The sequence below is a fragment of the Pseudomonas sp. Root71 genome (assembly GCF_001429045.1).
In the GTDB taxonomy this organism is placed as follows: domain Bacteria; phylum Pseudomonadota; class Gammaproteobacteria; order Pseudomonadales; family Pseudomonadaceae; genus Aquipseudomonas; species Aquipseudomonas monachiensis.
This window is the reverse complement of the sequence record NZ_LMHY01000017.1, coordinates 1-14,237: the sequence shown is the minus strand read 5'-3', so window position 1 is coordinate 14,237 and position 14,237 is coordinate 1. Positions and strand designations below refer to the sequence as shown.

The window sequence follows — 14,237 nt, the reverse complement described above, 5'->3', positions numbered from 1 at the left end:
CAGGGCACTGTCGCCCTCCTTGTCGGTGATGGTCGCGGTCAGCGTTACCAGGTTGTCCGAGGTCAACGTCGTCGAATCATCCGGATTGCTTGTGTTGGCGTGCACCACGGCGCGGCTCTGGTCGAGCGTGACGCTGCCGTTGGCGGCGACGCTGACCGTGAACACCAGCAGGTCGCTGAGGGCCGTACGCCCTTCGACCACCGTGCCATTGAGTGACAGGTTCACCGCCTGGCCCGAGGCCGTGTCGATCAACCCGGAAGCCCCGGCTACCACGCCCAGCGCATAGGTCAGGGTGCCGGCACCATCGGCGCCAAATGCCGAATTGAAGTTGGCGGCAAAGCTCTGGGTGGCGTCGGTCGCCAGTACCGTTTCATCCACTGTCAGCGTCGGCTCCACGCCGGTGGTGGTGATGCTCGGCCCGTCGTCCTTGAACACCAGGTTCTGCCCGATGTTCAGCGTCGCCAGGGCGCTGTCGCCGTCCCCGTCGGTGATGGTCGCCGTCAGCGTTACCAGGTTGTCCGAGGTCAGGCTCGTCGAGTCATCGGGATTGGTGGCGTCGGGATGCACCACGGCGCGGATCTGGTCGAGCGTGACGTTGCCATTGGCGGCCACGCTGACCGTGAACACCAGCAGGTTGCCGCTGGCCGTGCGGCCTTCGACCACGGTGCCATTGAGCGACAGGTTCACCGCCTCGCCCGAGGCCGTGTCGATCAGCCCGGAAGCCCCGGTCACCACGCCCAGCGCATAGGTCAGGGTACCGGCCCCATCGGCGCCAAACGCCGAGTTGAAGTTGGCGGCGAAGCTCTGGGTGGCGTCGGTCGCCAGTACCGTTTCGTCCACTGTCAGCGTCGGCTCCACGCCGGTGGTGGTGATGCTCGGCCCGTCGTCTTCGAAGATCATCCGGGAGCCGATTTCAGAGGTCGTAACAGAGGCTTTTACCAGCGTGAAACCACCGATATCAAAGTCGGCGTGGTCATTGCCCTTGGCATTGACGGCGGCCCCGTTCTCCACGAGCACGCGGTTGTGATCCGACGCTGTGGTGTATTCAATCTGGTAGCCGGCTTTAACGCCGGTGATGGTTGCAACGCCTGCAGCGGTAAAGCTGATGGTGATGGCCGGATCATTCACCGAACCGTCTGAATTCTCGATCACCAGCCCGGTGCTATTGTTGACGACGCGGACATTGGTGATGGCCACCGTCGCATCATTGGCATACCCATTGATGAAATTCACACCAGGTTCAGCAGCGGTGCTGAATGCGCTGACCCTTACCACGGCGCTCTTGCCGCTTTGCAATTGCACCACGTCGAAATTGGCCGATTTCGCATTGAAGACGTCGGTAAAGTCGACGTTGGCTTCAAGGTCGGCTTCGTTCTGGTCCAGGTTGGGAACGGTCAAATCCTGCCTGGCACCGGTGACGAACGAAAAGCGGATGCCCTCTTGCTCCACAATCATCTGGTTGTTGGTGCCGAAGGTGGTCGGGCCGCCCGCCTGGCTGGTATTGATCGTGTCACCAGTGTTTATGTTGACGCCGCTTGACTGGTCTGCGGGGTCCTTGCCGGTGGCGATGATCGTGGGATCAGTGATCCGCAACACACCACCGTCATCGATAACGTTCGGGTTTGCCTTCGTGAACATCAGGAACAGGTTCTGACCGGAGGGCGCATTGGCCAGGCTGAACTCCAGGTCCTCACTGGTTCCGATGAAAACCTTGTCCAGCAGATTGAGCGAATCATCGGCGTTCGTCACATCGGGATGCTTGAGCGGCTGGTATTCCACGGTCCAGAGCTTGCCGCCCGTGACCGGCGAACCGGTTTCTTCAATGTAGGCCGCAAACACGATCGCGCCGGCCGGGCCCCCGGCTCGACCCAGAACGATGTTGTTGTCGTTCGTATCGGTATAGAGAAGGATGCTGGTGCCATCGAGGGTATCGAGTCCGCTGTCCAGGCCATCGAGCGGTGCGCCTGAGCTGTCGGTGAAGCTGATATCGGTAATGCTTGCGCCGGGCGCGGCGGTGATGGTGAATGCATCGCTGCCGCTGTTGTCGGCGGCACCGGTATAGCCGCTCAAGGCCGCACCCGTTGCGGTTCCGGCCCCCAGTGCGGATAAACGGGTAGTGAAGGTCGTGGGCAGGGACGCCAGCAGAATGTCGTTGTCGTCAGCGTCCCCCGCGGGGGTTGGCGTGGCGGTGCTGTTCTGCAACCCCGCCGTTTCGTCCAGCGTAACGCTCTCGCCGGTCGCCACGACGCCCAAAGTGCTGGCGGTAATCGATGTTGTCACCAATGAGCTATTGAGGTCAGTGGTGAGGGGCTGGGTAAATAGAGCGATCGGATCGTTCGTTGACGATAGATTTTTTTTGATAGTAGCCATGATTTTCTCCAAAGCAGTTGCAGACACCAAGGCCTGACCGTGGACCTTTTTCTGGTACATGCCACAACTATGGATAAACGCCGGACGATATACATCGGCCGATACTCCCAGGCGGGCTGGGAGATTCAGACTACCGGGAGGGGGAGACGGGATGACGCGAAGCAACGGAGCCGCCTATTCCGCATGTGACGACTCAGTGCTTGTAACGCAGTGCGTCCACCACTACGCCAAACGCTGAAGATGCGCTGCTGGGCATTTCCAACAGCGTGATGCTGGCGGAGATCACGGCGAACCGGGTGCTGGATCAGATTGATCCGCCTGGTTGAAGGTAAAAAAGATCAAGAGATCGCAGCCTGCGGCAGCTCCTACGGGGATCGCTTAATGCGTAGGAGCTGCCGCAGGCTGCGATCTTCCGGGGTTTTACTGCAGTTCTGGAAGTAGACCCGCCAGAAGGGCGGGTCCGAAGGGGCATCACAGTTTCGGCAATTGCCCGATGCGGCCCATCATTTCGGTCACGATCTGCAAGTCCAGCAGGAACTGCTCGGTGGTCTTGAACTCGTTGTCGTTGTGACCGGTGTACTTCACGTCCGGCATGGCCAGGCCGAATTGCACGCCGTTGGGCAGTTCATGCACGGACGTGGCGCCGGCGGAGGTGCCGAACTTGTGTTCCATGCCGAGGTTTTCGCTGGCCACCGCGAGCAGGGCCTTGACCCATTCGCCCTCGGGGTTGCGGTACATCGGTTCGGCAATCGACAGGTCGAAGGCTGGCGCGATGCTGGTCTTTTTACTCCAGGCGTCCAGCTTTGCGGCGATTTCGGACTTGAGCACGTCCGGCGACTTGCCCTTCGGCACGCGCAGGTTGACCGCGAGCTTGAAGGCTTTGTCGTCCATCCCGACATAGGTCAGGGAGGTGGTCAGCGGGCCCATGAACTCATCGGCAAAACCGATCCCCAACTTGCCACCCAGGTAATCCAGCCCCCAGTTGTCGGCGGCGTAGCGGGCGGCGTCGGTGATCTGGTTGTGCTTGAGCGCGACCTTGCCGTCGAGGCCATTGATGAAGTCGAGCATCCTGGCCACCGGGTTGACGCCGGACTCGGGCTCGGAGGAGTGGGCGGACACGCCGGTGACCGTCAGCTTGACGTCCTTGCCGTCGACCTTGGCGGCGACCTCGAAATTGTCGCCGTTGCGCTTGGCATATTCGGTGCCGGCCTTTTGCAGGCTGGCGGCCAGTTCGGCGGGCTTGTCGGTCACCAGGGTCGCGACCGAAGTCGACGGTATCTGGTTGGTGGCCAGGCCGCCGGTCATCGAGGTGATTTCTGCGCCTTTGCCTTGCGCGGCGCGCTTGGCGAAGCTGGCCATGACCGTGCCGTAGCCTTTCTCGGCGATCACCACCGGGTAGCCGCCATCCAGCGCCAGGTTGTAGTTGGGCGTCGGGTTGCGTTCGAAGTAGTAGGGGATGGCGTCGCCCGTGGTCTCTTCGGTGGTGTCCACCAGCAGCTTGAAGTTGCGGGCCAGCGGCAGCTTCTCTTCCTTGATGATCTTCATGGCGTAGAGCGCCACCACGATGCCGTTCTTGTCATCCTCGGTGCCGCGGCCATACATGCGATCGCCGATCAGGGTGACCTTGAACGGATCGAGGCGGGTGCCGTCCTGCAGTACCCAGTTTTCCGGCGTTACCGGCACCACATCGGCATGGGCGTGGATGCCCACGACTTCATCGCCGCTGCCTTCGAGGGAGATCTCGTAGACACGGTTGTCGATGTTGCGAAAGTTCAGGTTGAACGCCTGGGCCAGGCCCTTGATCTTCTCGGCAATCTTGATGAATTCGGGATTGTCGTGCTGGTCGACACCTTCCACGCGCACGGTCGGAATGGCCACCAACTCCTTCAGGGTTTCGGTGGCCGCGCTACCGTATTTCACCCGGGCATAGAGGCCAAGCAAACGATGGATTTCGTTTTGCTGTTCAGCGCTAAGCGTCTTGTTGTCGAGGAAGGCACGGATGGCTGGGCCGAGGTTGTCGGTCCTGGCGATATCGCTGTTGGCCAGGCTTGCCAGGAACTGCCTGAAATCCTTGACCGATGCATCACTGAAGGTCTTGAGGATGATCGCGCTCTGTTGCGGGGTGATATTGGCGTGGGCAGCGGTGGTGAACGACGAAAGGCTGGCGAGCATGAGGGTGGTCGCAGCCAGGTGCTTGAGGGAAAAATCCATTGCTGGGGGCATTCCTTTGCAGGCGGTTTGTAAGAAATATCTGATCAGTCGATCAGAAACTTTTCAAAACTAACACCACGAGCGTGTGAAACGGGAGCCCCTGAAGTGGGATCTGTCGCACAGAAATGCAAAAGCGGCGCAGAAATGAAAAACCGCTCTATCAATGCTTACATTCTGCCATCACCACTTTGCAGGTACTTGGCGTGCCACCGGATCGGCCGGCATAACGTATGCAATTACTCAGGGATTTCTGCCGAGCCATGTCCAGGGTGTCGCCCCAGGCGAGGCCGCCTTCGCCGACAGTGGGGAGGGCTTTTGCATAGCAGGCCGAGCCGACGCTGGAGGCTGAATAGCGAGCCGTGCTGGCTTTGCCTGAGCAGCCGGCGATCAGCGCCAGATCGACGGCGAGCAGGGATAGCAGGAGCCATGACGAGCATTGTCGCGCAGTGTGTCCCGTCATCCCGGTTCCCCTGCAGCAAGAGGCGCATTTGAGACCGTACCTGGCCGGATCAGGGCCGGGGCACACTCTTTCTCTGAGCCTATCCTTGCGGCATCGATCCTGCTGCTCCTTTCGTCCGCTTTCCTTCGTACAGCGTGTCTGGCCGTCCGAGAGCCGGGCCGAGGTCGCTACAGGCCACTGAACATGCTGATGATCACGGCATTGACCAGGTCAATGAAAAAGCCGCACACCAGCGGCACGATCAGGAAGGCCTGGTGCGCCGCACCGTACTTTTGCGTCACGGTCGACATGTTGACGATGGCCGTCGCCGTGGAACCGAGGGCAATCCCGCCGAATCCTGAAGCGATCACGCTGGCTTCGTAATTGCGCCCCATAAAGCGGAAAACCACAAAATACGTATAGGCGACCGTCAGCAGGATCTGCAGGGTCAACGCGCACAGAATGAACATCAACGCGCCGCTGAGCTGCCAGAGCTGAAGCCCCATCAGGGCCATGGTCAAGAACATGCCCAGGCAGATATCGGAGATCAGCGACAGGCCCAGGCTGGCACCGCTCCAGGTTTTCAGTCGCTGGTCACCGACAAAGGCCAGAACGAGGTGGTGAATGACGATGCCCGCGAACAGGCAGCTGACAAACTTGGGCAGGGTGATGCCGGCATCGACCAGCAGCAGGTTGAGTCCATAACCGAGCATCAGGGTCAGGTTGAGCCACATCCACGCCCAGAGCACGTCGTAGTAGTTCAGCGCCTTGCCCGGTTGTTGCTCGAGAATGCCGACTTCCAGCTCCGCATCCCTGGACGGCGTCAGTTGATAACGGCGAATCAACTGGTTGGCGATTGGGCCACCGATGACGCAAGCGGCAATCAGGCCCACGGTGTTACTGGCGATGCCCAATTCGTGGGCGTTGCTGATGCCCAGTTTTTCGACAAAAAGCGGTGCCCAGGCCAGGGTGGTGCCCACCCCACCCGTGAGGGAAATGGAGCCCACCATCAAGCCCGCCTTGGGATCAAGCCCAAACGCCTCGGCCACACCCATGCCCAGGGCGTTCTGCAGCAGAATGAACACGGCGGCGAGCAACAGCAGGATCAGCAGCGGGCGCCCACCCTTGAGCAGTTGGCGCATGTCCGATTTCAAGCCAATGCCGGCAAAGAAATAGAGCAGCAGGGTGTCGCGAACTTGCAGATCGAATTCGATCTGGATATTCAGGCCGAAGTACAGCAAGGACGTCACCGCCGCACAGACGAAACCGCCAACTACCGACTCCGGGATGCAGTATTGACGCAGAAAGGCGTTGTGCTGGACGAGGGTCTTGCCGAGGAAAAGCAGGAGGATGGCGAGGGTAAAACTCACGAGGCCGTGAATCTGGAAGAGCTGTGAAGTCATTTAAGGCCTACCAAAAAACTGGAAAATCATTATCAGGATTCGCTCGTTCAATGTTTAGACCTGTATCAATGAATGGTCGAAACAGCCTTGCTCGTCCAGATAGCTTCCCAATCATCAGGTGCGTCTGTGCGCCAGGGGTGAGGACAGCCTAGCCTAAACGGAAAAACCCATCCGGTTTGGCACAGGCCGCCATCACGCTCCCGATGGCCAGTCAGACGGGAACTTCAGCGCTTGATCAGTGAGATCTTCGTTCCCTCGATACTGACGCCCGCCATTAATCCTTGCTGGTCGAAGATGAACGCGTAGGCGTCGTCCTTCAGCGTCGAGCTGGACAGGTTCTTCGCAACCCCTTCATCCACCACGACAACCGTTGGCCCCACACCGATTTCCCAGCCTTTGGTTTTGGCAACATAGTCCACGGCTTTATCGGTCATCAGGAAAACCGCATAGCCGTACGACTGGGCGCCGGCCTGCAGCCCCCATGAACCGCTGACGGAGTTGTAGTAGTTCTCGACTTTCGAGCCTTTCATCAGTACGCCTTCGCCATAGCTGCCGCCGAACACGAGACCGGCCTTGATGATGTTCGGGAAAACCAGCACCGCCTTGGCCTGGTGCGAGATGGTTTCGGAGAATGGATGGCTCTTGTAGAGCGTTTGCAATGCCTGTCGAGCGTCGGCATTCAGATCCTCGGCGGTGGCCGCTGCGGCATTGTTCAGTAATGCGGCCGATGCCAATGTTGCAATCGCGAGGAAGAACGAGAGGAAAAACCGTATTGATTGAGTCATTTGCGTACTCCGCTGAGGGAGCAGGGGGATGAGAGCAGCGGCAAGTGCCCGCGTCACGCAGGAACCGAACCCACTGAGGTTATCCGGCGCACCCTGAAATGTGTGAATTGCAGGCTGCGCTCCTGAATGAAGTGGGCTCTGGGCCACTGATCGTTTGCGCTGCCATCAGCTGTTATGACCACTGGGTAATGGCCGGGTTCGCTGTCAGTTCTGCTTCTTGCCGCCAGTTTCACCTTGCGAAGGGTTGAAATCGCTTCGTCCCGCGCTCAATGCAGGCAGCAAAAGGCCCGCGCAATGGCGGGCCTTCTGTTTGGGGTCAAATCCTTTTGTGTTTCCAATCTGCGCTCCATCTTGTGATCGTTTCGTGAAAAGCATGTCGTAGCAAGTGAAAAAGCCCGGTGTCGGCCAAGCTCTTTGTAGATGGGCCAAATCCTTTTGGCTGATCCCATTGTGATGGGTGGATGTGACGACGACATGACAGGGCTGACAGGAAAAGCTGATCGCTGCCAGAAACAGGCTTTCGCTCCAACGAGCTGAGGAATCGAACTGTCCATGCACTTTTATAAAGCGCCATGCACAACAACTTGCACCAGTCGGAAGCGCCGCAAAGCGCTTTCGCCCGCGCCAGCTCCAGCGTCGTGACACTCGCCCCTGGCTCAAAAACCAGTGTTTCCAGATAGTTGAAGTCACTCTGTCGCAGGCTGGCACAAAGGCTGCAAGGCTGTCATCAGGTCCACCTGGAGAGCATTCGTGTGGACAGCCCCCTCGGTCAACGACGATCGATTGGCCGAACAGGTCGTGGGCAACATCGGTGGATCAGGCATAGACGTCTGGTTTCAACACCGCCAAAGAACAGGCAAAGACGCCTGGAACCGAAAGGTTTCAGGCGTTTTTTTTTGCTTTTAAAACCGTGATTGGCTCGGGCTGGGTGCTTTCTATGAATTCCAATGTTGCCACGTTGAACAAGATGCAAACGCTGGTCGTGATCGGTAATGGCATGGTCGGACATCATTGTGTCGAACAGTTGATCGAGCGGGGAGCGCTTGAGCATTACCGGCTGCACGTCTTCAGTGAAGAGCCGATGCGCGCCTATGACCGTGTGCATCTTTCCGAGTACTTCGCAGGTCGTGATGCCGAGTCGCTGGCGCTGTCCGATGTGTCTCTCTACCAGACGCCCGGCGTTACGCTGCATCTGGGTGTGCCGGTATTGGAGATCGACCGCGTCCGTCGCCAGGTGGTCACCGCGCAAGGTGGCGTCACGTATGACAAATTGGTCCTGGCCACCGGTTCTTATCCGTTTGTTCCGCCCATCGAAGGCGCCGAAGGTGAATCGCGCCTGGTCTATCGCACCCTGGAAGACCTCGATGCCATTCGGGCTGCGGCGGCCAATGCCCGGCGCGGTGTGGTGGTCGGCGGTGGCTTGCTGGGGCTGGAAGCCGCGAACGCGTTGAAGAGCCTGGGGCTTGAAGCCCACGTGGTGGAATTCGCGCCGCGCTTGATGCCGGTACAGCTCGATGACCTCGGTGGCCAGGCGCTCAAGGCGCAGATCGAACGACTGGGCGTCGGTGTACACCTGTCCCGCGCCACTCAATCGATCAGCGCGGGCGAGCAGTACCGCTATCGCATGAATTTCGCCAATGACGAATGCCTCGAAACCGACCTGATCGTGTTTTCCGCCGGTATCCGCGCTCAAGACGCGCTGGCCCGTCAATGCGCACTGCAGATCGGTCCGCGCGGGGGCGTGGTGATCGACGACACGTGCCTCAGTTGCGACCCGAACATCTACGCCATCGGTGAGTGCGCCTCATGGAACGGCAGCCTGTTCGGCCTGGTCGCGCCGGGCTACCAGATGGCGCGCAGCGTCGCGGCCCGTCTGTGCAACGAAGTCGCCGAGCCGTTCACCGGTGCCGACATGTCGACCAAGCTCAAGCTGCTGGGGGTGGATGTCGGCTCCATCGGCGACGCCCACGGCAACACCCCGGGCGCACGCAGCTATCAATTCATCGACGAAACCAGCGCCAGCTATCGCCGCCTGGTGGTGGATGCCAGTGGCAAACACGTCCTGGGTGCAGTGCTGGTCGGTGACAACAGCTATTACGACACCTTGCTGCAATACATGCAGAACGGCATCGCCTTGCCAGCAGAACCCGCCAGCCTGATTCTGCCGTCCTCCGAAGGCGCGCCGACCTTGGGACCGGGTGCTCTGCCGGAGTCGGCCACGGTGTGTTCCTGTCATAACGTCACCAAGGGCTCCATCTGTTCGGCCATCGACGGCGGTTGCACCGACCTCGGCCAGCTCAAGTCGCAGACCAAGGCCTGTACCGGCTGCGGCGGATGCGCCGGGTTGCTCAAGCAAGTGTTCGAGCATGAGTTGATTGCCCGTGGCGTCAGTGTCGACAAGAGCCTGTGCGAACACTTCGCCTACACCCGCCAGGAGCTTTATGCGCTGGTACGGGTAGAGGGCGTGATCACCTTCGATGAACTGTTGGCCAAACATGGCCGTGGCCACACCGGTTGCGACGTCTGCAAACCGGCGGTGGGCTCGATCCTCGCCTCGTGCTGGAACCAGCCGATCATGGACACGTCGCTGGTGCCGTTGCAGGACACCAACGACACCTTCATGGCCAACATGCAGAAAAACGGCACCTACTCGGTGGTGCCACGCATCGCCGGGGGCGAGATCACGGCGGACAAGCTGATCGCGATTGGCGTGGTGGCGAAGAAATACGACCTCTACACCAAAATCACCGGCGGGCAGCGCATCGACCTGTTCGGCGCACAGTTGCATCAGTTGCCGGACATCTGGTCCGAGTTGATCGAGGCCGGTTTCGAAACCGGGCACGCCTACGGCAAATCGACCCGCACGGTGAAGTCTTGCGTCGGAAGTACCTGGTGCCGCTATGGCGTGCAGGACAGCGTGAAAATGGCCCTGACCCTCGAGGATCGCTACAAGGGGCTGCGTTCGCCGCACAAGCTCAAGTTCGCGGTCTCCGGTTGCACCCGTGAGTGCGCCGAGGCGCAGAGCAAGGACGTGGGCGTGATTGCTACCGAGAAAGGCTGGAACCTCTACGTGGCCGGTAACGGCGGCATGCGCCCGCGCCACGCCGAGTTGTTCGCCACCGACCTCGATGACGCCACCCTGATCCGTTACATCGACCGCTTCCTGATGTTCTACATCCGCACCGCCGACAAATTGCAGCGCACCTCGGTCTGGCGCGAGAGCCTGGAGGGCGGCCTGGATTACCTCAAGGACGTGATCATCAACGACAGCCTGGGGCTTGGCGCGGAGCTCGAATCGCAGATGCAACTGGTGGTCAACCGCTACGAATGCGAATGGGCCAATGCCCTCAAAGACCCGGAAAAACTCAAGCGTTTTCGCACCTTCGTCAACGATCAACGCCCGGACCCGGACATCCATTTTGTCCAGGAACGCGGTCAGCGCCGGCCGATCATGGCCTCTGAACTCCACCTTATCCCTGTCATCGAGGAGATTGCCTGATGAGCCAGTCCGATACCCAGCGAGCCTATTCCAGTTCGTCCCTGGTCAACCCCGATGCCTGGCAAGCGGTGTGCAGCCAGGAAGATCTGGTGAGTAACTCCGGCGTCGTGGTCTGGCTCGACGGTGCACAAGTGGCGCTGTTCTACCTGCCGGCTGCCGAGGGCAAGACCCTTTATGCCGTCGATAATCATGACCCGCAATCCGGGGCAAATGTCATCGGGCGCGGGTTGATCGGCAGCATCAAGGGCGACCTGGTGATTGCCTCGCCACTCTACAAACAGCATTTCCGTCTTGAGGACGGCAGTTGCCTGGAGTACCCGCAGCAGCGCCTGCGGGTCTGGCCGGTGCGCCTGAACGCAGGCCTGGTTGAGGTCGCGGTGGCCTGACCAGATGGATTTTGCCCGGGGCTGTGCCAGGTTCCGGCGGAGTCGATGATCAATGACAAACAGTATCGGAGGCTCGTATGAAAACAGCCGCACAACTGCTGAAACTCAAGGCCGTGCAGAACCGGCGGGTGCATAGCATCGCGCCAGACCAGACGGTGTTTGAAGCATTGAAGATGATGGCGGAAAAAAATGTCGGTGCCCTGCCCGTCATGGAGGAGGGGCAGGTGGTCGGCGTGATCAGCGAACGCGACTATGCGCGCAAGGTCGTTCTACAGGGGCGCTCTTCGGTCGGTACGCCGGTCCGGGCCATCATGAGCGCACCCGTCGTGACAGCAGACAGTCAGCAGAGCATTGAGCGTTGCATGGCGGTGATGACCGACAGTCATCTGCGCCATCTGCCGGTGGTGCAGGGCGACCAGTTGATCGGCCTGTTGTCGATTGGTGATCTGGTCAAGGAAGCCATCGTCGAGCAGACCGAACTGATCCGGCAACTGGAACACTACATTCGCGGACATTAAAGTGACCGGGGGCAGGTTGGGTCTGCACGCTTTAAAATCCAGGCCGGTGTAGCGAGAGGGCCTCAAGGAGGCCCTCTCGCTAATGCCTGTTGTGCTCAGTTCGCCTTTATCGGCACCGTCACGGTTTTGCCGAAGGCCGACTTGATGGTCGCCGTCGGGTTAGGCGATGGACCACTGCCGGCGGTGGTCACCGCTATGTTCCAGCGCGCGCCTGTCGGTGTCAGTGTCAGGACGGCGGCGCCAAGGTTCACCGTACCGGTGGTGGTCGTGGCCGTCGCCGTGATGGTATTGCCCGTGCCTCGGGAGGTGGTGCCGGACAGGACCCAATACCAGCGGCTGTTGCTGCGGGCGGTGACGGTGGCGCTGGTGACGATCAGGCTCTCGTTGATCGCTGCCGAGACCGCCACGGACACAGTCGCCGGTGCCGACTCCGCGTTCCTGGCATCGCTGGCCCTATAGGAAAAGGTCGCGGTGAACGGCGCGGGGACGGTGGCTGGTGGTGTGTAGGTCACGCGCAGGCCATCGGTGTTGACCACGCCCTTGCCGGAGTCCGGTTGCTCCAGGCCCACCACTTTGAGCGGCACGTTACCGTCAGGGTCGGTGTCGTTGGCCAGCACGTTGATGATCACCGGTTGACCGGTGTTACTGATGGCGCTGTCGGGGTTGGCAATCGGTTTTTGGTTATCACCGTCCTCTTGACGTCTATCGCCAGTGCGGAAGGTCGGCAGCGCAGCGGAATTGACGTAGGTGACGCCGTCCCAGCCGGGCAGGGGGGTTGGCATCAACTGGAACTGGCCGGGGTGCTCGACATCCCAGCGCAGCAGCATGGAGGTGTCCTCGTGCTGGGTGTTGTGGCAATGCTCCAGGTAAGTCCCGGCGAACTCGCGGAAGCGGATCGCAATGTCCACGTCCACCGAGCTGTCGATGCCTTCGCCGATGCGATAGACGTCCTTGCGTGCCCATTTTTCCCATTCCGGCGGCGCCTTGCCGTCACGGTTGAGGACAATGCCTTCTTCGAAGTGCACGTGCACCGGGTGGCTCCAGCCGTTGCCGCCGTTCCTGATTTTCCACACTTCCAGGGTGCCGTCGCCGGAGAACCCGGCAGGGGTCGGGCCGGTGGCCAGTTGCGGAGCGGCGCTGATGATTCGAGGGTCCATCTGGAAGCCCAGACCGCCGTCGGTCTTGATGGTCCAGGGTTCTTCGTCGGTACCGTCGGAGCGACCGAAGATGAACTCGCGATGCCGCGCCGCGTTGAGCTTGGCCTGCACCGCCGGGTCGTCACGGTTGAGGGACAGCGCGATCATGCTTTTACCCAACGGCTTGCCCGGTTTGGCGGGTTCGAAGTCGGCGGGGTTCATGCTCACGTCCTGGCCGGCATAAGGCTGGACCACCATCTGCAGGAACTTGCCCACCACCGGGTCGCCGTTCTCCCATTGCAAGCCGTTACTACCCAGCTTGAGTACCGCCTTGTACTTGCCGGACAGGACATCGGCCAGGCTCAGCGGCAGACTTTCCGGACCCTTGCCGTCGTGGTGCTCCATCAGGTTGACGAAGTACAGCTTGTCGCCGGTGCTGATCCCGTATTTCGCGAAGTTGACGATGATGTCGAAACGCTCGGCGATACCCATGGAGGGCAGGATGGCGTTGTGGTCCTGCAGGTCGCCGTCGGCGTCCAGGTCCATGCTGCCGTCGAATGGCACGGCGTGTTCCATTATGTTGCCGTCGTTGGCGATCATGTGGAACGGCACGCGGGTGTAAGACAGGCCGGAACCTGTCGGGCCGGGGAATTCGCCACCGGTGCCGATGATTTCACGCACCAGTGCGATCCTGAAGAAACGTGACACCGAGCCATTGAGAATGCGGAAACGATAGCTGCGCGCCCGCACATTCAGGCGCGGCTGGTACTGCCAGTTGACCAGGATCTGGTCGCCGAGAAAGCCATCGGTGTTGAACGGGTTGAACCACAGTTGGCCATTGGCGTCCCAGGCCTTGTCGGCCACAACCAAGTTCACATCGTAGTCGCGGTTGCCCCAGGGCAATACCGAGCCGCTGGGCAGGCGCAGGTTGACGCCGTCTTGCAGCGCTTCGTTGCCACGATCCAGAGCGCTGTAGTAGTTCATCATCGTGGCGTTGCCCTTGTAGACGTTCTGCGCGGTGAAATCGAGCATGTGGTCGTGGAACCAGTGGCTGCTCATGGTTTCGCGCCAGTCGCCACGGATCTTGATGCTGCCGTTGTTGCAGGTCTTGAGGCCCGGCGTGGCATCGTTGACATACAGGGTTTCGCCCGGGGCGCAGGGGAACGCCGCGCGCGGATCCTGGGCGCTGGTGTTGATGCTGTCGTAGCCGGCCAACTGGATCGGCCAGCGATAGTCGTAGTACTGCCCCGGAAAGAAAAACGCATTGGCAAAGCCGTCGCTTTCGGCCGGGGAGTGACCGTTGTGTTCATGGGTGCTGAGGGTGTGCAGGCCGAAACCCATGTTGGCCGACGGATCGATCGGCAGGGCGTTGTAGTGACGCATCAGCACCGCTTGGCCGTACCGCACCATCAGCAGTTTTGGCGGGAAGGTGCCGTCGAAGGTCCAGAGCGCCTTGTGGTTCTGGATCGGCATGTTGGGGTGAAAGCGGG

10 protein-coding genes and 1 pseudogene are annotated in these 14,237 nt (G+C 60.4%); 4 read left to right on the top strand and 7 right to left on the bottom strand.

What is annotated here, in order from left to right; all coding sequences use genetic code 11:
• On the bottom strand, nt 1–2,370 hold a 2,370-nt coding region (locus ASD95_RS13650; RefSeq protein ID WP_236709741.1), incomplete at its 3' end, for a DUF5801 repeats-in-toxin domain-containing protein.
• Nucleotides 2,371–2,603: 233 nt separating this feature from the next.
• Between ASD95_RS13650 and ASD95_RS30300 the strand changes: the two are divergent.
• Nucleotides 2,604–2,696 (top strand): annotated as a pseudogene (locus ASD95_RS30300) (DUF6124 family protein); the annotation flags it as partial.
• Between the two features lie 145 nt (nt 2,697–2,841).
• Here ASD95_RS30300 and ASD95_RS13645 read toward each other — a convergent pair.
• The 5 genes from ASD95_RS13645 to ASD95_RS29160 form a co-directional block, all read right to left on the bottom strand.
• Entirely contained in the window at nt 2,842–4,581 is a 1,740-nt protein-coding gene (locus ASD95_RS13645; RefSeq protein ID WP_056725138.1) for a dipeptidase, read from the bottom strand.
• A 160-nt stretch (nt 4,582–4,741) separates the two neighbouring features.
• Entirely contained in the window at nt 4,742–5,041 is a 300-nt protein-coding gene (locus tag ASD95_RS28685) for a hypothetical protein (protein ID WP_082562971.1), read from the bottom strand.
• Between the two features lie 167 nt (nt 5,042–5,208).
• Nucleotides 5,209–6,423: a sodium/glutamate symporter gene (gene gltS / locus ASD95_RS13640; RefSeq protein ID WP_056725136.1), complete on the bottom strand. Its 1,215-nt coding sequence runs from the start codon at nt 6,421–6,423 to the stop codon at nt 5,209–5,211.
• A gap of 224 nt (nt 6,424–6,647) precedes the next feature.
• A complete protein-coding gene (locus ASD95_RS13635; protein ID WP_056725134.1) occupies nt 6,648–7,208 on the bottom strand; it encodes a YSC84-related protein in 561 nt (186 codons plus the stop codon).
• 204 nt (nt 7,209–7,412) lie between these two features.
• Entirely contained in the window at nt 7,413–7,898 is a 486-nt protein-coding gene (locus ASD95_RS29160) for a hypothetical protein (RefSeq protein WP_156385783.1), read from the bottom strand.
• A 247-nt stretch (nt 7,899–8,145) separates the two neighbouring features.
• Between ASD95_RS29160 and nirB the strand changes: the two genes are divergently transcribed.
• From nirB to ASD95_RS13620, 3 genes are all read left to right on the top strand, one after another.
• Complete coding sequence (nirB, locus tag ASD95_RS13630) at nt 8,146–10,707, top strand: nitrite reductase large subunit NirB (RefSeq protein ID WP_056725132.1); 2,562 nt, start codon at nt 8,146–8,148, stop codon at nt 10,705–10,707.
• A complete protein-coding gene (nirD, locus tag ASD95_RS13625) occupies nt 10,707–11,093 on the top strand; it encodes a nitrite reductase small subunit NirD (RefSeq protein ID WP_056725130.1) in 387 nt (128 codons plus the stop codon). The genes nirB and nirD overlap by 1 nt, the downstream gene beginning before the upstream one ends.
• A gap of 77 nt (nt 11,094–11,170) precedes the next feature.
• A complete protein-coding gene (locus ASD95_RS13620; protein WP_056725127.1) occupies nt 11,171–11,611 on the top strand; it encodes a CBS domain-containing protein in 441 nt (146 codons plus the stop codon).
• Nucleotides 11,612–11,706: 95 nt separating this feature from the next.
• Here the strand turns inward: ASD95_RS13620 and ASD95_RS13615 are convergent.
• Nucleotides 11,707–14,237 (bottom strand): Ig-like domain-containing protein (locus ASD95_RS13615; protein ID WP_056848059.1); only part of this gene is annotated, 2,531 nt, incomplete at its 5' end.